At 51.3% G+C, this 18,388-nt stretch carries 17 protein-coding genes; 3 read left to right on the top strand and 14 right to left on the bottom strand.

Annotation, left to right across the window (positions count from 1 at the left end):
• Positions 1 to 104: 104 nt before the first annotated feature.
• Both B3F49_RS10855 and B3F49_RS10850 read left to right on the top strand, forming a co-directional pair.
• Entirely contained in the window at positions 105 to 1,103 is a 999-nt protein-coding gene (locus tag B3F49_RS10855) for an SPFH domain-containing protein (protein WP_293910991.1), read from the top strand.
• 14 nt (positions 1,104 to 1,117) lie between these two features.
• Entirely contained in the window at positions 1,118 to 1,303 is a 186-nt protein-coding gene (locus B3F49_RS10850) for an Arc family DNA-binding protein (protein WP_293892639.1), read from the top strand.
• 66 nt (positions 1,304 to 1,369) lie between these two features.
• Here B3F49_RS10850 and B3F49_RS10845 read toward each other — a convergent pair whose 3' ends face one another.
• The 10 genes from B3F49_RS10845 to B3F49_RS10800 all read right to left on the bottom strand — a co-directional run bounded on the left by B3F49_RS10845 (position 1,370) and on the right by B3F49_RS10800 (position 11,899).
• Positions 1,370 to 3,154 (bottom strand): bifunctional metallophosphatase/5'-nucleotidase, encoded by a 1,785-nt coding sequence (locus tag B3F49_RS10845; RefSeq protein WP_293910989.1) that lies wholly within the window; start codon positions 3,152 to 3,154, stop codon positions 1,370 to 1,372.
• A gap of 70 nt (positions 3,155 to 3,224) precedes the next feature.
• The gene (locus B3F49_RS10840; protein ID WP_293892645.1) at positions 3,225 to 3,515 is read right to left on the bottom strand and encodes a toxin-antitoxin system YwqK family antitoxin; all 291 of its coding nucleotides are present in this window, start codon (positions 3,513 to 3,515) and stop codon (positions 3,225 to 3,227) included.
• Between the two features lie 11 nt (positions 3,516 to 3,526).
• Complete coding sequence (locus tag B3F49_RS10835; RefSeq protein WP_293910988.1) at positions 3,527 to 4,402, bottom strand: PhzF family phenazine biosynthesis isomerase; 876 nt, start codon at positions 4,400 to 4,402, stop codon at positions 3,527 to 3,529.
• Between the two features lie 2 nt (positions 4,403 to 4,404).
• A complete protein-coding gene (locus tag B3F49_RS10830; protein ID WP_293910986.1) occupies positions 4,405 to 5,172 on the bottom strand; it encodes a DODA-type extradiol aromatic ring-opening family dioxygenase in 768 nt (255 codons plus the stop codon).
• Positions 5,169 to 6,266: a hypothetical protein gene (locus tag B3F49_RS10825; RefSeq protein WP_293910984.1), complete on the bottom strand. Its 1,098-nt coding sequence runs from the start codon at positions 6,264 to 6,266 to the stop codon at positions 5,169 to 5,171. Before B3F49_RS10825 ends, B3F49_RS10830 begins: the two co-directional genes overlap by 4 nt.
• A 41-nt stretch (positions 6,267 to 6,307) precedes the next feature.
• Entirely contained in the window at positions 6,308 to 7,156 is an 849-nt protein-coding gene (locus B3F49_RS10820) for a DUF72 domain-containing protein (RefSeq protein WP_293910982.1), read from the bottom strand.
• Between the two features lie 100 nt (positions 7,157 to 7,256).
• Complete coding sequence (gene malQ, locus B3F49_RS10815; protein ID WP_293910980.1) at positions 7,257 to 8,795, bottom strand: 4-alpha-glucanotransferase; 1,539 nt, start codon at positions 8,793 to 8,795, stop codon at positions 7,257 to 7,259.
• Between the two features lie 8 nt (positions 8,796 to 8,803).
• Complete coding sequence (locus B3F49_RS10810; protein WP_293910977.1) at positions 8,804 to 9,646, bottom strand: carbohydrate ABC transporter permease; 843 nt, start codon at positions 9,644 to 9,646, stop codon at positions 8,804 to 8,806.
• Positions 9,643 to 10,485 carry a carbohydrate ABC transporter permease gene (locus tag B3F49_RS10805; protein WP_293892666.1) on the bottom strand — a complete coding sequence of 281 codons (843 nt, stop codon included), beginning with the start codon at positions 10,483 to 10,485 and terminating at the stop codon, positions 9,643 to 9,645. The genes B3F49_RS10810 and B3F49_RS10805 overlap by 4 nt, the downstream gene beginning before the upstream one ends.
• Positions 10,486 to 10,555: 70 nt before the next feature.
• Positions 10,556 to 11,899: an ABC transporter substrate-binding protein gene (locus tag B3F49_RS10800; protein ID WP_293910975.1), complete on the bottom strand. Its 1,344-nt coding sequence runs from the start codon at positions 11,897 to 11,899 to the stop codon at positions 10,556 to 10,558.
• Between the two features lie 447 nt (positions 11,900 to 12,346).
• Here B3F49_RS10800 and B3F49_RS10795 point away from each other — a divergent pair, with 447 nt between their 5' ends.
• Positions 12,347 to 12,763 carry a hypothetical protein gene (locus B3F49_RS10795; RefSeq protein ID WP_293910973.1) on the top strand — a complete coding sequence of 139 codons (417 nt, stop codon included), beginning with the start codon at positions 12,347 to 12,349 and terminating at the stop codon, positions 12,761 to 12,763.
• A gap of 117 nt (positions 12,764 to 12,880) precedes the next feature.
• Here the strand turns inward: B3F49_RS10795 and B3F49_RS10790 are convergent, their stop codons facing one another.
• The 4 genes from B3F49_RS10790 to B3F49_RS10775 form a co-directional block, all read right to left on the bottom strand.
• Positions 12,881 to 14,158, bottom strand: coding sequence for an ABC transporter substrate-binding protein (locus tag B3F49_RS10790; RefSeq protein WP_293910970.1), 1,278 nt, complete (start codon positions 14,156 to 14,158; stop codon positions 12,881 to 12,883).
• A 30-nt stretch (positions 14,159 to 14,188) separates the two neighbouring features.
• Positions 14,189 to 15,034, bottom strand: coding sequence for a carbohydrate ABC transporter permease (locus tag B3F49_RS10785; protein ID WP_293894936.1), 846 nt, complete (start codon positions 15,032 to 15,034; stop codon positions 14,189 to 14,191).
• Between the two features lie 3 nt (positions 15,035 to 15,037).
• Positions 15,038 to 15,967 carry a carbohydrate ABC transporter permease gene (locus tag B3F49_RS10780; protein ID WP_293894939.1) on the bottom strand — a complete coding sequence of 310 codons (930 nt, stop codon included), beginning with the start codon at positions 15,965 to 15,967 and terminating at the stop codon, positions 15,038 to 15,040.
• Between the two features lie 144 nt (positions 15,968 to 16,111).
• Positions 16,112 to 18,388: HD domain-containing phosphohydrolase (locus B3F49_RS10775; protein WP_293910968.1), on the bottom strand; the 2,277-nt coding region annotated here is incomplete at its 5' end.

The raw sequence follows: 18,388 nt of genomic DNA, 5'->3' as shown, positions 1-18,388 counted from the left end.
CAAATGGTTTCGTTTGCTGCACCACTTGACAAAAATACAAATCGGGTGAATTATCTTATTGATATCATTATGATATCTTTATGAATCACATCGGAGGAGTTCGTATGAATGAACTTGTGTATTCCCAAGAGAAAGTATTGACCAAGGTGGCCAACGGCCTGGCTTTCCTGTTGATCAACACTGCCCTGATCATCGCCTGTCTTTTTCTCTTCATCTTCGGCTTGGTCGCCGACATGTCTTCTCTTGTGCGCGTCCTTGTGCTCTTGGCAAGCTCATTGTATGGCTTCATCGTCGGCCCGGTTTTGTATGCGGGACTGAAAATCATAAAGCCGAACGAAGCCTTGGTGCTTACGTTGTTCGGAAAATACTACGGCACCCTGAAACAAGAAGGATTTTTCTGGGTCAATCCGTTTGTCAGTGCTGTGAATCCAATCACCAATACACCTGCATCAACTGCGAAACCTGAAACCAAGATTGAATCAGCAAAGACGCCAACGACCCATACCGTCCAATTCCCCAAGAAGAAAATCTCGCTGAAGGCGATGACGCTGAACAATGACAAACAGAAAGTAAACGATTCACTAGGCAACCCCATCATCATCGGCGTCGTGGTGATTTGGAAGGTTGTCGATACTGCAAAAGCTGTGTTCAGTGTCGACAACTATGTGGAGTACCTCTCCATCCAGTGTGATTCCGCCCTGCGCAATGTCGTGCGCCTGTTTCCCTATGATTCAGAAGATGATGAAAAGTCGCTTCGCGGCAGCAGCAGGGAAGTGGCTCAGGATTTGCAGAAGGAACTTCAGTCTAAGGTTGAGGGTGCAGGATTGCAGGTCATCGAGACAAGAATCACCCATCTCTCCTATGCACCTGAAATTGCTGCAGCCATGTTACAACGCCAACAGGCATCCGCCATCATAGCTGCACGGCAGAAAATAGTTGAAGGTGCTGTAGGCATGGTCGAGATGGCCCTTGATCAGTTGAACAAGAATGGCGTGGTGACTTTGGACGAGGAGAGGAAGGCTTCCATGGTGAGCAATCTCATGGTGGTTCTCTGTGGCAACCGTGATGTCCAACCGATAGTGAACAGCGGCTCTCTCTACTAAGCGAACGAGAACGTATGGATGCAAAGGATAAAGCCAAGAAACAAGTATTGCTGCGCCTATCGTCATCGCTTTGGGAAGAGCTGGCCCGATGGGCCGATGATGATTTTCGCTCGATCAACGGCCAGATTGAATACCTGCTGACCGATGCCGTCCGCAAGCGAAGGAACAAGGCATTTAAAGAGGAAGATGCAGAATTGTAGCCACATATCCAGCACCAAAAGCATACAAATGGGGTGACACGCATGCCACCCCGAATAAATCTGTTCTTATTTGATCACGCCCTGCTTTTTGAGCTCATCGATGTTCAACGACTTTGCATACGGTACTTCCAGTTTTCCCTCGTTGACCATCTTGATCACCTGATCGCGGTACGGCGATGAAAGATTCACCCCGACAATCTTCCAGTTGTTGTCGACCTTGGGTACAATGGTTCCCTGTGCCTTGATGTACTCAACCAGCATATCACGGATGGAATTGGGACTCTCCCACTCCTTCGTTCCCGATACCAGCTTCTGCGCCTTCAGTGCGGATGAGTAACGGTAGTTGTTCACCGCCAGCGTAAGCCGTTGGTCGTCGGCAAGCGGTTTCCCCTTGAACATGACATTGCGGATTCGGCTCCCGACCGGTTTGGACAGGTCGATCTCATAGTCGACACCGGCAAACATATCGTACAGGTACCCGGGTTTTTCCGGATTGAAGCTGATCGAGATATCTCCTGGCTTCCATTGGTTGTAGCAGGCAGCAGACCACTCCATGTAGGCTTTCAGCTCGGATCCGGTGACTTCCACCCTATACAAGGTGTTGTCGTACTTGTAGATGCCGAATATGGTTCCATAGTTGATGTCACCCTTGGGAATGTCGCTTGTATCGGCGAACAATGCAGCAGCGGAGACATCGGCCCCACTGTTGAGCAACTGCACCTCATTGATCAAATCCATGACCGCTGTATCGCGAAGCTTTCCTTCGGGTATGCCAAGGATTTCGTTCTTCGGCTGGAAATCAACCAAGGCTTTTCCGAAGATTCCTCCACTGGGCTTTCCATCGGCCGAGGGAGCCCCTCCGGAGATGAAGTTGCGGGTTGCCTGGTGGGCTTCGGCGATGAAGGCGTTCTTTCGGATGGAATCACTTGGTTCATAGTTTGCCATATCGACCAATTCAACCTTGCGATCGACGATTTCACGCTTCTCATTGAGTGCCAGGTCGATTCGGATGACTTCACGTCCAAGGTTCCTTGCTCCGCCGATGACCGTATTTCCACGAATCTCCTTGATGGCATTGTGGTCGTGGCCGACAATCAGGACATCGACTTCGGGACAGAGCTCGAGGATGCTGTTTGCCCCGTCGCTGCCGCCTTCTTCGTCATACTCGGGATAGAGGCCGACGTGGGCTACGACGATGATTACATCCACCTTGTCCTTGATGATGTCCACCACCTTGCGGGCAGCCGGGCCCACCGGAGCATAGATGAACGGATCGGTTTTCTCCCCATCCCAGCGGGGTGCGTTGGGATTGGTCAGGCCGATGATTCCAATCTTGATGCCCGATCGCTCGATGATCGTATACGGCTTGGCCGCCATGGTTCCGTCGACCCTGGCCAGGTTCGCCGCCAGAATCGGGAAGTTTGCAAGAACCTGCAACCGCGTTATGAGATTCTGGCCGAAATTGAACTCGTGGTTGCCAAGCGTCATGCTGTCATAATCCATCAGATTCATGGCACGCATGACCGGATGCTCCCCTTCACGCTTGTTGTACAAGTCGTCGGTCATGATGTTGCCCTGGATGGTATCGCCGTTGTCGACCAAGACCACATTGTTCTCCTCTTTGCGCACCTGCTCCACATAGCTGGCGATTCTTGCCATACCGGTGTTGGTGGTGTCCTTGTCATTCTCATAGCTGAAACCCCACACATTGCCATGCAAATCGGTGGTAGCCAGAATGACGAGGTTCTGTGCACTGGGTATCTCAATGGTTGGTTGGGATGCCAAAAAACTCAGTGAAAGACAGAACAGAAGCAACAACAGAATCGTTGTTTTCAATCCTTTCTTGTTCATCGCACACTCCTTATTTCCGGTTGCTTTCCAACCGGTTCATGTGATTATGCAGTATCTACTGCCAAAAGCCTTAGTGATACAGCCGCTTCGATACTTCCTTGCCATCCTCGAAGTAGGCTTCATACTCCAAGGCACCCACCTTGTTGTACCGCACCCACGATCCGTGCTTCACCCCTTTCTTGAAGTTGCCGACCTGCCAGACGACCCCGTTCTCCCGATAGAAGTTCCACTGGCCGTCCATGAGATTGTCCTTCAGCGGTCCCTGAGCCTTGACGATGCCGGTTTTGAAATAGTAGGTGAGAATATTTCCAGCCTGACTTTGCCGGACCTGTCCGTTGGCATACTGGTTCTCTGTCTGCATGAACCTACCTCCTATACATACAGGTGTGTCTCAAAAACGGTGCATGCTTGTCCAAGCACCGTGGCAAAGAGCTGGTTCACCTGTACATGGACCAGATCCTGCCTTCCCATGGCCTCCCCTTGCATAAAGGAGGCCCTCAAATCGGGTACGCGGTTGGTATACCTATTCAAGTAGAGAGCCAAGGCACCGGCGGCATTGCCGGTGACAGGATCTTCTTCTACGCCGCTGCCGGGGCTGAACATGCGGGTGTGGGCGGTAATTTCCTCACTTCCCTGGTCAAACGTGAAGAGATACAAGCCGGGAACTCCGAGCTCCTCTCCCAGTGCAACCAATATTTCCCGTCTTATTTTGATGCTGTCCAGTTCGGCCTTGCTTTTCAGTCCTGCCAAGATCTTTGCGTTGCCGGTTGATACTATCTGCACAGGAAGCTCCTCATAGAAAGAGCTTGCGTCCAGCTGCAAAGCCTCCCTGAGCTTTCGATTCTGTGATTCGGAAAGAAGAGGTCCGAAGTGCCCTTCTTTCTGGGTAACCCGGATGTTGGGATGTGATGCAGATTGTTCCACACCGACGGGAAGCAAGCCGGCCTTGCAATGCATGTGATGTTCACCTGCTTTCAATCCAAGCCGGGTTGCAAGGATATGGTAACTTGCCACAGCAGCATGGGTGCATAACGGCACTTCCTGTTTCGGTGTAAAGAAACGGATGTGCTGAGTGTCGGTCCTGTCAAGTTTTTGGATGAAGGCCGTCTCACTGTTGTTCAATTCCCTGCTGATTTTCAGCATCTCATCCTCAGTCAATCCATCACAAGGATACACCACTCCTGCGGGGTTTCCGGTAAACGCAATGGTGGTGAATGCATCAACCTGCCATACGGTTCGCTCTTGCATGACTACCTCCAGAGAAACCCTAGAGACCTGCGCATGAGAATCTCGTCATCGAAAACCAATTCAGCCTTCTTTTGTGCAAGCGCGCAACAGACATGCAGGGGAAGCAAGTGCTCTTCCCTTGGATGGCAATAGCGGGCATAGGGAACCTGCTCCCACCCGACCAACCTCTCTTTTCGTTGGGCAACCGGAAGGTCGGTAGTGCATGCATCAATGAGGAACTCTTGGAACGCGTGGTTTTGCTCGTCGTCCTTCTGGAAAAACAGACGCATGTTGTGAAAACTGAATCCTGATCCGATGAACAAAATATTCTGGTCGAGCAGGGGCCGAAGAGCTTCCCCCAATTTCCAATGTTCAAGACTCGACAGGGAGGAGAGCAGTGAAAGCTGGGTGGTTGGAATCGAGGCATCGGGGTAGATCAGGCTCAGGGGAATGAACATGCCGTGGTCGAAGCCACGCTTCTCATCCAAAAGAGCGCCATCCAGCAGGGACGCAATCTCATGTGCAAGATTGGTTGCCCCGGGTGCCGGATATTGAATCTGGTAGGCTTGCTTGGGAAACCCGTAGTAGTCGTACAACAAGCCAGGCTTCGCACTTGAGAGCACCGTAGGCTTTGCACACTCCCAATGGGCGCTCACTACCACAATTGCATCAGGTCGCACCAGGCTGGTTGACAACGTTTTGAGAAAAGCCACCATGTGCCGGTGATGCTCATCGCCAAGCAGGGGAAGCGGGCCTCCTCCATGCGAAATATACAGTATTTGTGCTTTCATCCAAACCTCCCACAGTATGTCAGCAGCTCACCGATGGTTTGAGCCTGCTCTTTTAGTAGTTGCAGATCTATGCAAGCGAGTGTATCGAGCTGGGTGTCGCGTACACTGGACAGCAGCCTCTGATTTGACGAAGTCAAGACAAGCTCAGGCAGTTCACAGGCAAACCGGGGCAAGAGGGCATCCGTTGCCTCAAGACCATGCTTTTCGATGTCTGTCTTCAAGGAGGAATCCCAACTTTGATAGACCAATTGAGATTGCCTGCACCCAAGTCCGGTCAAGCTGACCACCTGTTCGATAGGGGGGACCTTTGCCTGAAGGAACGCAGCCTTTCCCCTGCCCTGCCCATACGCTTGGGCGTTGGAAAGCAAGTAAGCTACCGCCGGGTTTGGCTTGTGTTCCATCAACACAAGCATGACTGCAATCGAGGAGGCATGAAACAAGGCGCCGGGACTGTTCTGCGGAGTGTCCAGGGGAGCAGTCACCAACACATTCGGTGTAGAATCGGGAAGAGTGCAAAACAACTGCCTGCAGTCATGCTTTTTTGTTTCACAGAACAGCTGAAGCGGAACAACAAGCCGGTCCTCCTTGGCTTGGAGCAGCGATTCCAGCAATGAGGAAGGGGCATAGCAGCTTGGGATGGGGAACTCTGCACTTCTGATGAGCGGAAACGGCGACAGGCCGGTAGTTGCATGGGAAGATGTGAGGCAGATGATCGCCTTGGCTTTCGTAGACGAGATGAGACCGAGCAAACCCTCATCATCGATTGGTTCCGCTGCCAGCCTGCCATGCAGAACCAGCAGGGATGAACTTGCATCCAACCCCTTCAATGCCGAAGGCTGGGATGCAAACACAAGAGGTGCTTGGACAGAACAGGAACGAGAGAATGGTGAGGGAAGAACGGTGCAACTCTCTTCTGCGAGCGTGAGAAAGGAGAGAGAACCACTTGATGCATAGGATGGGACTTGCTGGCTTTGCACCTCAAAGCCCAAAGAGCGGGCATGGGTTTCGCAGAACGAGCGAAGCTGGTCGTTTTCTTTCGATCCGACACTTCGCTTGACAGCTATGGTTGCAAGCAGGCTCTCGATGGATTGCATCCATGTCTCCTCTTCTCGCCTTCACCCTATCACACAAATCCTCATTCGTACACTCCTGTCAGGTACTGTGTGAGCTTTTCAATTGTCAGAGGAGCGCTTCCCTCGTAGTGATTGTTGACATTGATGTAGACAATCCTGCCCTGTTTGGCAAGCTCGACCAGATAGGGTGCGATGGAATCAAGCTCGCCATCCTTGTTCTTCACCAGCTTGTCCCACCTCCGGCCGGTCTTTTGCTCGATTCCCGACCGATCATCGCCGTGCAGTCGAATGCACAGCTTTGGAATGCTCGTGTTCAACAAGAGCTTGAGCGTCTCTTCCAAACCGTCCATCCAATAGCCCGATACAAGCACCGGGGCGATGTTGTTCAATTGGAGAAAGTCAAACCATGTTGCATCGAGCCATTGCGGATTGCGTATCTCCACAGCATAGGCAAGGTTGTCCGGCAGCATTCGGATGAAGTGTTGCAGTTTTTGCTCGAAATCGTATCGCTTGGTTACCACACTCCGGTTGAGATATGCGAATTGGAACATGAATAGACCTGTCTTGCGCACCAGCGGCCCAAGCCGCTCCATGAATCGATAAAACACCTCTGCATCAAGAAACCAAGGGTTCGCCTCTTGGGTTGAACCATAGGCGAAAGGCAGCGTCAGGGCATTGGGACATTTGATGGTGAAGCGAAACTCCTCGTCAGTGGCTTGGTCATATGCAAGAACCACAGCAGGATCGGGAAGGCCATAGCTCTGCCTGCCCAACGACCAGAACCACTGGTCGACTTCGACGGTGCGGTAACGTTTTGCATACTGGCTCAGCATGTCCTCGCCACTTTGCACATCGTAGACCAATCCTTCCCAACTGCTGTATTTCCATGAACAGGTTCCTACATAGATCATGCCCTACTGTACCAAGAGAGTAAGCCATAAAACAAGGCCGGTCCCAGAAAGACCGGCCTTGAATAGGAAGGAATATGATCACCACCCGAAGGCGATGGGATCAAGCATCATCACCGCGCTTTCCGGTCCGCGCCGATATGGTGACCAGGTCCAGGAGCTTGTTTGCAATGTGAGCGGTACATGCTCCCTTCTCGACCCGCCAGCTCCAGTTGCGGTCGTTGCAGGAAGAGGGATAGTTGAATCGCGCCTCTCCGCCTTTTTCAAGCAGGTCCTGCATCGGGATGACGGCACAGCGTGCATGACTGAGCATCAGGGAGCGTATCATGGACCAGACTACTTCTTGCTCGCTGCAATCAAGATAGGAGAGAACCATCTGCTTATCGTCCTCATCAAGGGAGGTGAACCATCCAAGCGTTGTATTATTGTCGTGCGTGCCGGTATACGCCACAAAATGCTCATCCCAGTTATGCGGTAAAAAATCATCGTAATAATTGGGCTGCCCCTTCTCATCCTTGCCAAAGCCGAACTGAAGAATTTTCATACCGGGAAAGCCGTTGGAGTTTCGAAGTTCCTCCACCGAAGGAGTCATCAATCCCAGGTCCTCTGCAATGATGGGAACCGGTCCGAAATGCCGGCGTACCACGTTGAAAAAATCCTTGCCCGGGGCTTCAACCCATATGCCGTTTTCTGCAGTCGCATCACCTGCAGGAATCTCATAGTAGGCATCGAAACCTCTGAAATGATCGATTCGCAGGATGTCGGTCATTGCAAAAAGCCGCTCAAGGCGCTTGATCCACCAACCATACCCGTCCTTTTTCAGCACATCCCAATCATAGACAGGGTTGCCCCACAGCTGTCCTGTCTCAGAAAAAATATCCGGTGGGACTCCGCTCACTGCACTGAATCGTCCTTGTGCATCGGTTTTGAACAGATGCAGGTTGCTCCAGGTATCGGCACTGTCGGAAGCAACGAAGATCGGCACGTCTCCCATAAGCTTGAGTCCTTTGGCATTGACGTAAAGCTTGAAGGCATTCCATTGCATCTCAAAGAAGAATTGGAGTACTTTCCACTCATCAAGCTTGCCTCGATGCTCGGCCTTGAAAGCATCCAAGGCCTTCGGATCGCGCCTGCCCAGCTCTTTTGGCCAGTGGCTGAACCACCGCCCGTCCCCATAGGTTTCATACAAGACCATGAAGGCTGCATACTCCTCAAGCCAAAAGGCTTGCTTGGAACAGAACGCGTCAAAGGCGCTCTGGTGGGAGTGTTTGCCGCTCAGAAAGTTTGCTGCTGCTTTCTTGAGCAGGGGAAGCTTCCAGGTCAAGACACGATTGAAATCGACATGATCGCGACTGAAGACCGGATGATGCTCCAAATCCCTGCTGTCGAGCAAGCCTTCATACACCAGCTGCTCCAGGCTGATCAGCAGCTCGTTGCCGGCAAAGGTCGACCGTGGAGCATAGGGAGAGTTTCCAAAGCCGGTCGGCCCCAGAGGCAGTACCTGCCAAAGGCCCACTCCGGTTGAGGCTATCCAATCAGCCATGCGGTAGGCTTCTTTTCCCAGGTCGCCGATTCCGTAATCCGAGCTCAGACTGGTGATATGCAACAGTATTCCTGCAGTCCGAATATAGGTACTATTCATAGTTGGAATCAACCCTTTACAGCCCCTGCCACTACACCGCGTATAATGTATTTCTGGGCAGAGAGATAGAATACAATGATCGGAATCATCGCCAACACGAGCATGGCCATCATGGCACCCATGTCGACGGCCCCATACCCTCCTCTGAGGTATTGAATGGCAACCGGGATGGTTTTGTACTCGGTTCCAATGGTCAGATACGGCAGGAGGTAGTCATTCCACACCCACATGGTATTGAGAATGGCGACAGTGATGGCGGTAGGCTTGAGAATCGGGAACACGATGAGAAAGAAGGTCGTTATCGGCCCCGCTCCATCGATCATGGCCGCCTCCTCCAAGCTGAGGGGAATGCTCTTGATGAATCCGCTGAACATGAAAGTGCCCAATCCTGCTCCGAAACCGATATACAGGACAAGAATCCCGATCGGGTTGTCCAAATGCAGCATATTGGCCGTCTTGCTCATGGTGAACATGACCATCTGGAAGGGAACAATCATGGAGAACACCAGCAGGTAATAGGCAAAGGTGGTGAATCGTGTTTTCACCCGCGTCAGATACCAGGCAAGCATGCTCGTTACCAACGAAATGCCCAGTACGGAAAAGACGGTGATGAACAGAGAGTATCCGAAAGCGTTGAAGAACTTGATCTTCTGCGATCCTGTGATGTAGTTCTCGCCTCCGCTGAACGTGTCGGGATTCGGCAGGGAAAAGGGTTCGTTGGAAATGAACAGCTTTGACTTGAAAGAGTTCATGACCACGATAAGAATCGGGGAAAGAAACAAAGCTGCCAGGATGACGAGAACGATTGTCAGTATCAGATGATTTTTTTTGGTGCTTTTCGCAAGGCTCATGCTTCCACCTCCTTGCTCCGGGTAAGCCGAAGCTGGGTCAGGGCGATGAATGCAACAAGGATGGTGAAAAGCACCGCCTTGGCCTGTCCCACCCCCTCAAAACCGCTTCTGCCGTAGAACGTGTTGAAAATGTTCAAAGCCAGCATTTCGGTCTGTTTGCCTGGGTCGCCGGCAGTCAAGGCAAGGTTCTGGTCGAACAGCTTGAAACCGTTGGTAAGGGTGAGGAAGGAACATATGGTGATGGAGGGCATGATGGAAGGAAGGATTACCGAGCGAAGCATGGTCACTTTCCCCGCCCCGTCGATCTGGGCTGCTTCAATGAGGTCGTGTGAGATGTTTTGTATGCCTGCGATATAGATGACCATCATATAGCCGATGTTCTGCCAGTTCATGAGGACGACCAAGCCCCAAAAACCATATTTCGGGTCACTGACGATTGTCACACCCTTTGGAAGCAGCACGCCATTGATGATCACCTGCCAAATCCAACCAAGCACAATGCCGCCGATCAGATTGGGCATGAAAAAAATGGTCCTGAATGCATTGGTTCCCTTGATGCCCCGTGTCAAAAGCATGGCAAGCGTAAAGGCTCCAAGGTTGATGGTGATCACCGAGACAATGGTGAACTTGACGGTGAACCAGAGAGCACTGGTAAAATCATTGTTTATGAAGATGCGTCGATAGTTTTCCAATCCGATGAAGGTTCCATCGGTTACGGTGGTAAACTTGAAAAATGACAGGACAACGCCCATGACCATGGGAATCAAAAATGCGATGGCAAAACAGACAAGTCCAGGTAGGGCAAAGAGCGCAAAGTATTTCTGAATGGATTTTTGCATGTCAGACTCCCAAGGGAATGGAGCATCCGCCTTGCCTCAGGCAGGGCGGATATCCTCTTTGAATGATTGCTTAGTTGGTGAGCTTGAACTCGGTCTTCCAAGCATCAACGGCTACTTTCTCAACCTCCGGCCAACTCTTTCTTCCTACGCTGTACTCGGCAAGTGCAGCACCGAACTGGTTCTTCCACTCTTCCGAAGGAATCATGGAGAAAGCCCAAGGAATGGAAGTTACACCAGGCTTGTTCATCCAGCGGATGACGTCCTTGGCAAGCGGATCGGTGGGAAGTTCGTTGTCCTTGAATGTGTTGAACGGAGTGATGAACATCAAATCGTTCTTTACGAACTGCTTGCCGGTTTCACTTGCAAAGAGCCAGGTGAGGAACTGGTCGGCCATTTTCTGCTGTTCGGCACTGACGTTGCTGTTGATGCACAGGTAGTTCTCGGTGCCGATGTTGAGGCCGTACTTCTCTTCACCAGGGACTCCGGTGTAGATGGGCATGAACTTGATGTCGGAATCGGCAACCTTGTTGCCCTTGACACCGAGAATCTGGCCGGCGCCCCAGTTGCCGTTCTGCACCATGGCAACCTGGCCAAGTGCGAACTCAGCCATGGAGTCATCGACACTCTTGCCGCCAAGCAGGCCTACTGCTGTGGAGCTGTTGTTCAAATACAGGTCCCAGATGTTCTTCATATTGGCGCTGTAGGTGAATTTGATCTCAGGAACCTTGCTTCCCATGGCGATGTTTGCATCACGCATTTCAAAGTACAAAGGAACGTTTACAAGGTGGGTCTGCCATCTCCACTGGTTGCCTGCTGCAAGGCTGGTGGAAGCAAATACTCCCTGGATTCCCAGAGCACTCTTGTTCTTGGTCATGTCCTCGACCACTGCCTTCAAGGTTGCGAAATTTGTGATTTCGTCAGCACTCTTGATGGAGACAGCCTTGTTGGGAAGGGCAAAGTATTTTCTCATGATGGCGTCATTGTAGATGATGCCGTAGCCTTCCACTGCATAGGGAATGGCCAGGACTTTATCACCATCGCCGAGAGCCATGGACTTGTCGCTGAGAATCTTGTAGAACTCGGTGTTCTTGAGGTCTGCGGTGTAGTTCTTGCTGTCTGCAAGGCCTATGGGTCCGTTTGTCTGGAAAATCACCGGGGGATTGCTCTTGGCGATTTCACTCTTCAGCGTCTGGGCGTAGGTACCGCTTGCTGCAGTGACAACCTTCAGCTTGATGCCGGTTTCTTTTTCGAATGCAGGGGCAATCTTGGTTTCATAGACATCGGCGATCTCAGGCTTGAAGTTCAAGAAATACACTTCTTTCGCAACAGCGGCTTCTTTGGTGCCGGCAGCGAAGAGAACCGAGCTCATTGCCAGAGAGACAATCAACAGGGTGATCAACAACGTTTTTTTCATGGATTCGTTCTCCTTGTTTGTTACCGTGAAAATGGACGCACGGCGTCCCGTTTTCCTTCGGTACATACTAATACTAAACCGGTTTTATAAACCGGTCAACTTTTTTCTGTCATTTCTTTAGGTTATGATTTATCACCTTCTGACAGGTTCTTACCGTTTTACTGTTTTTTTAGGCACAGAAATGTTTTTCCTCTGACAAACCGTTATAACTTGCATACAGGTTTACTATACAGAAATCTTGCCTACAACAGATCATCGGGTGTATACTCGCTAATACGACGTGATTTAGTTCCAACTTGCAGCGTCAGAAAACAACTTGCTAAAAGGAGTCTTCATGAGTCATTGTCTTTCTTTCTTGTGTGAAGGCTTCCTGATACATCAGGAGGCCTTTTGATGAGCTGAAATCCCAAGAATCCCACCAACATCACCACACACAAGGAGCATTCCATGCAGTACACACCCATCTATGAACAGAAGGGGCATCGTATCACCGAGACCTACGAGGTCGAAGGTGTCACCTATGAAGCCGTGATCGCCATCAACAACCTTGGCTTTGCCATGGGCATGGCCGGCTTCGATCCGTTTTCCGTTGAGATCACCCTCCAAAGTGCGAACGAAGCAGAACCGCATTGTTTCTCGGTTCTGCTTCCCAAAAGGAAGAAATCCGAGGTATTGATTGAAGAACGGTTCATCGTACCGGACGGAAGACTGTGCAACTCCTATCGCTTCACAGCACCAGGTGAGGCAAAACTTGCCGAAGCGGTGCATCGGTATCATGCAACGGTAAAACTCTATGAGAAGATTGGAAGAAGACCGAACCGGTTTGTTGTCAGATTGGACGGCCATCCGTCCGATATGTCCTGATAACAGGGCAGGAGGCGAATCACTCATTGCCCTTGGCGATTGTCCAAATGCGGCAGGAAATCGGGGTGATTGCACATGAAAAGGGGGCATTGCTGCCCCCGATGTGTAGGAATGAACTTACTTGGCGATCAAGCGAAGCAGAAGCTCATAAATCTGCTGGCCACCCTGTTCCGGGGTGATCTGGCCGAAGGCAACTCTCTGGTAAATCAAGAAGAGCGTGCTGTTGAACTCAGTGTCATTGGGCACGTGGTCGGTCTCAGCTGATGAGTGGGGACCTGCAACCTGCATGTAGTCAAGAATCTTCTGGTCGACAGGAGAGGAAGAACCGGCGGCACGGGCGGAAGCGGAAGCAGGAGTACCGCGGTTGCTGCCAAGAATTCGGGCGGCATCAGGATCATTGACCAGGAAGTTGATGAACTTGATAGTCTCGTCGGGATTCTTGGAATCCTTGTTGATCGTGTAGAACTGACTGGGAGCCTGCCAAAGGGCCTTGGTGGCTGCTGCACCGGGGAACTCTATAAGAGCGAGTTCGTCGGTGGTTGCTGCCTGATAACCGCTCAGCTGATTGGTGTACAGGTATCCGATGGCAACCTTGCCTGCAATAAGGGCTGAAGAATCGGCATTGCTTTCTGCATACCCTGCAGCTACATCCGGCGGGGGAATGAGGCCGTTCTTGCGGTAATCAGCAAAAAGCTCGAGATACTTCTGGGCGTCCTTCGCAGTGACAGCAGTAGAAGCGGTGGCTGCATTGTAGAGCGGAGTCCCGTTGTAACGAGTCCAGTATCCAAATGGAGTCGAGTTGGAGGACATGACACCGATATCCTGCATCGGATAGACACCTGAGGGCAGCTTGCCTTTCAAGGTCATCAGATAGGAGCGGAATTCGTCATAGGTCATGGCTATCTTGGGAAGCGGAGCACCGACTCTCTCAAGCAGGGACTTGTTGTACACAAGGGCGGGCATGGTTACACCGGTTGAGACGCCAAGGAGCTTGCCTCCGATGGTGCCGCTTGCAATAGCACTAGGATCGATGACCGAGGTGTCCAGCAAGTTGCCTGCATACTTGTCCAAAGGAAGCAGAACGCTGGCGTAGTCTGGGATGTTTCCACCCATCTGGATGATATCCGGTCCATCACCGCCTGCGAGCTGGGTGTCGACCTTCACAAAATGATCGCCCGCCCCACCGGAAACCTCAGGGTTCACCTTGACACCGGGATTGCGGGACTCATAGAGGTCGATGGCTTTCTGACTGATGGTCACGCGCTCCCCGCTGCCCCAGTAAGCCCACCGAATGGTGGTAGGCCCGCCTGCTGCAGCCTGTTCCTTGGCGCCCGCACCAAAGACCAAGGATGCGCTGATTGCTGCGAAAAGCAAAACCAATACGGTTTTTTTCATAAAAATCCTCCTAAATGTAAGGGACCTTTCCTATCCCTTGATTCCAGTAGTAGCGATACCCCGGACGAAGTACTTCTGCAGAGAGAAAAACAGCGTGAATGCCGGGATCAGCGAGAGCACCGACATGGCAAACATCGGCCCCCACGAAGACATGCCCGAGGAGTCCAAAAACAACCTGAGTCCCATCGGGACGGTATACCGATTCGGGCTGGTGAGATAGAGCAGCTGGTTGAAGAAGTCATCCCACGTCCAGAGAAACGAAAAAAGAAGCGTAGTGATGAGAGCAGGTACGGTAAGAGGCATGATAATCCGCGTATAGATGCCGAATTTGCTACACCCGTCGATCAGGGCCGACTCATCGATGTCACGCGGAAGGCCCCTGATAAACTGCACCAACAGAAAGATGAAAAAAGCATCCGTTGCAAAGAACTTGGGGACGATGATCGGCAGGAATGTATTGATCCACCCGAAATTGCGGAACATGATGTAGCGGGGGATGGTGGTGACATGGGAAGGCAGCATAAGGGTGATCATCATTACGGCAAACCAGAACTTCTTCCCGACAAATCTCAACCTTGCAAAGGCATAGGCGGTCAGCGAGCAGAACACCGCATTGGCGACGGCGCTGAGCAGACAGATGATGAAGGAGTTTTTAAAGAACGTATCGAATCCGACAATGCCGATGCCCTTCCATCCTTCACTGTAATTTTTCGCAGTGAACACCTTCGGCCAAATGCCGGCATCGGTGAAAATCATATTGCTTGGCTTGAAGGAGGCCCCGATAAGCCACAGGATGGGATAGAGCATTCCCAAGCCGAGGACGATGATGAATGCGTTGAGCAGAAGCCGGCTTGCCAGTGTTTTCTTTGTCTGCATACCCTACTCTCCGCTTCCATAGGTGACCAGATTGCCCGAAACCTTGAACGATAGTGCAGTAAGGCCGGCGATGATGATCAACAAAACCCATGCCATGGCGGCTGCATACCCCATCTCAGAGAAACCAAAACCCTTGATATACAGATACAGGCTGTAGAACATGGTGGAGTCGAGCGGCCCGCCCGAGCCGCCGCTGACGATGAAGGCTTGGGTAAACGACTGGAAAGCACTGATCATCTGCATGACGAAGTTGAAAAAAATGATAGGCGAGAGAGAAGGAAGGGTTATGGCGAAGAACTGTCGGACCCTGCCCGCCCCGTCCACACTCGATGCCTCATAATACTCACGGGGGATTTGCTGAAGACCTGCAAGGAAAATAATCATCGGGGAGCCGAACTGCCAGACGGCAAGAAGAATCAGTGTATAGAGCGAGTACTTGGGATTGGAAATCCAAGCCGGCAGGTTCTGCATCCCGAATACGTTGCTGAGGATCATGTTGATCAAGCCGTCGCCTGCAAACAACCGCCTCCAGAGGACGGCTATGGCTACCGACCCACCGAGCAGGGTTGGAATGTAGTACAGTGCTCGATAGAGCCCGATCAACTTAAGCTTCTTGTTCATCAGCATGGCCACGGCCAATGCAAAGACGAGCTTCAGAGGAACAGAGATGAAGACAAACTTGACGGTGACCATCACCGAGTTCAAGAACCGTTCATCCTTGGGCAGGGAATCGGTTCCCACGAACATCACCAGATAATTGCGCAACCCTATCCACTCGGGAGGGGTGCGAATATTGAATTTTGTAAACGAAAGGTAGAGCGAGTACAGCATGGGATAGAGGGTCAAACCCAAAAACCCCAACAACCATGGTACCAAAAAGGCATAGGAACCTAGATTTTCCTTCCAGATTTTCTTTCGATGCAAATCAACCATGCAGCAATCTCCCAAACCAGGCACGAGTGATAGTTCATTTCCATAATATCACAGGTTTGCCAATAATCAAGAGATTGTGCTCGGACACAAACGGGATTTAAACATTTCATAAACTACCCGGTTGAATCTTGATTTCATTGGAGTCTAGGCAGAATTTCCCCCGAACTGATGAATACTCGAGAGAAATACTTTCACAATTGCCGGATCATAATGAGTGCCCGAGCAGGTCCTGATCTCCTCGATCGCCTCGTCTTTGGTCATAGGCATTTTGTATGATCGTTCACTGGTCATGGCGTCATAGGAATCAGCGATCATTATGATTCTCGCCTGCTTGGAAATCTGCTCCCCGCTGAGGCCCCTGGGATATCCTTTGCCATCCCAACGCTCATGATGTTCCAAAATTGCCAAGGAGAGATCGCTGAATTCACTGGAGGCTGAAAGAATGCGATACCCGATTTCAGGATGCCGCTTCATCACCTCCCACTCCTCGGCAGTGAGGCGGTCGGGCTTATTGAGAATAGCCTCATCCACCCCGATTTTCCCGATATCGTGCATGAGCCCTGCAACCCGCATGCGGTTGACTTCCCGTTCAGGCAACCCCAGTTGCCCGGCAAGGAATGCACAGAGCGAACTGACACGCTTGGAGTGTGCCGACTCACGGTTGCTTTTAGCAAACAAGGAGTTTATCACCAGACCGATCGACTTGTTCTTGGCGCTGCTGCTCTCATACAGCTTGTTGCGGTTCATCATGTCCTCAGCCCGTTTCATCACCTGTTGAACATCTTCCATCAACGAAGTCCGGGTGGCATATCCATAGGACAGAGAGAGGTGAAAGGATTCGATGGCAACCTGCTTTGCTGCATCCTCAAGCCGGTGAATGAAACTCTCAGCCTCATCGGCAGTCTTCTCTGCCAGCAGGAAGACAAACTCATCACCGCCATATCGAGCGACAACTACACCATCGTCGCACACACTTCGCATGAGCTGGGCGGTCTTCTTCAACACAGCATCACCCATCTCATGACCGAACGAGTCGTTTACGAGCTTCAGGCCGTTGATGTCAACGATAAGGAGGGTGAACGGCACCGTAGTACGGGCTTGCTTGAGTGCATTCTCGAAATACACCCTGCTGTACAACCCGGTCAAGAAATCATGGTTGCGTTGGAACAAAAGTTTCTGCTCATACGCTTTCTCTTCGGTGATGTCCCTGCAAACAACCACCGCACCCAACAGGGTCTGTGCCTTGTCGTAAATGGGTGCAAAACTGTAGCTGCCTACCCAGCGCTCGCCGGTAGCCTTTTTATATACGGAATATTCAGTAGTACCAGCCTCACCTTGCAAGGCCCTGAAACCCGACCATTTCTTGGTCTCCAGCTTTTTCCCATTTTCCTGATACGCCTCAAACAAGGAATTGAAGGAGGCCAGGGAGGGGGGACACTCCGAACGGGATGCAAAACGATAATAGGAAAGAAACGCCTTGTTTATAAGAATGAACCGACTCTCCACATCAATGATGAACACGGCATCGATCATCGAATTGATGGCGGCATCCAGGGTTGCATTGCTTCGAGACAGGGATTGATGCAAAAGTTGCTGGTCCTCCAAGGCACTGAGCACGACCTGGCGGCTGTGCTCGGCTTCCCTGTGCAGCCGCTTCATCTCCTCAAATACAAGTTTGCGTTCGGTGATATCAAAGCATGTAACGAGAATGCTGTCTGAAAGAATCGTGCCAGAAACCTCCATGGTTCGCCAAGTGCCGTTCTGTGATTGGAGAATGCACTCGAGAGGAGGTATCAAGCTGCTTTTTGCTGCCTGAGCGGCACCAATCGAATCATCCCATTGTTTTCTGATGGCTTGGCGATAGGCACTGTCGGGATACACCTGCTCATACCAATCCGACACATGGGTGATGCAAGTATCTTGAAACCCGAAAACAGCAGACCATCTCTGGTTGACAGCCAATATGCAACCGTCGAAATCGATAAGTGCCAACGGCATCGGAGCACCGGCAAAGAGTTGTTCGAATTTTTGTCGGCTTTCCTCTCTCTCTTTCTCTGCAGCCTCCCTGCCTTGTATCTCGCGGACCAAGGTCCAGATCCAGAAAACCAGGATGAGAATCAAAAATACGGTAATTGCTATCAGCCACCTCACAGAGACAGGAGAAATAGCTTTTTCATACTGCGAGGGGAGATGGTTCTCATACATTCCTTGACGTACTGCCGGAGGAATAGCACCGATGGCCTTGGTGAGAATCGAGGCAAGCGGAGCCACCTTTTTATGAACGCCCATCGATAAGACGTGCACATAGGGTGTACTGCCGACCACCTTGATTTCATAGTTCAAACCAAGGATTGTACTGTAGTGGTTGATAACCAATAAGTTTTCCACCATGCAAAAAGCTTCACCCTTTTGCACCATGCG

This window comes from Sphaerochaeta sp. UBA5836, from assembly GCF_002432845.1.
Classification (GTDB): Bacteria; Spirochaetota; Spirochaetia; order Sphaerochaetales; family Sphaerochaetaceae; genus Sphaerochaeta.
The sequence above is the reverse complement of the archived record's forward strand: the minus strand, read 5'-3'. Positions and strand labels throughout refer to the sequence as shown.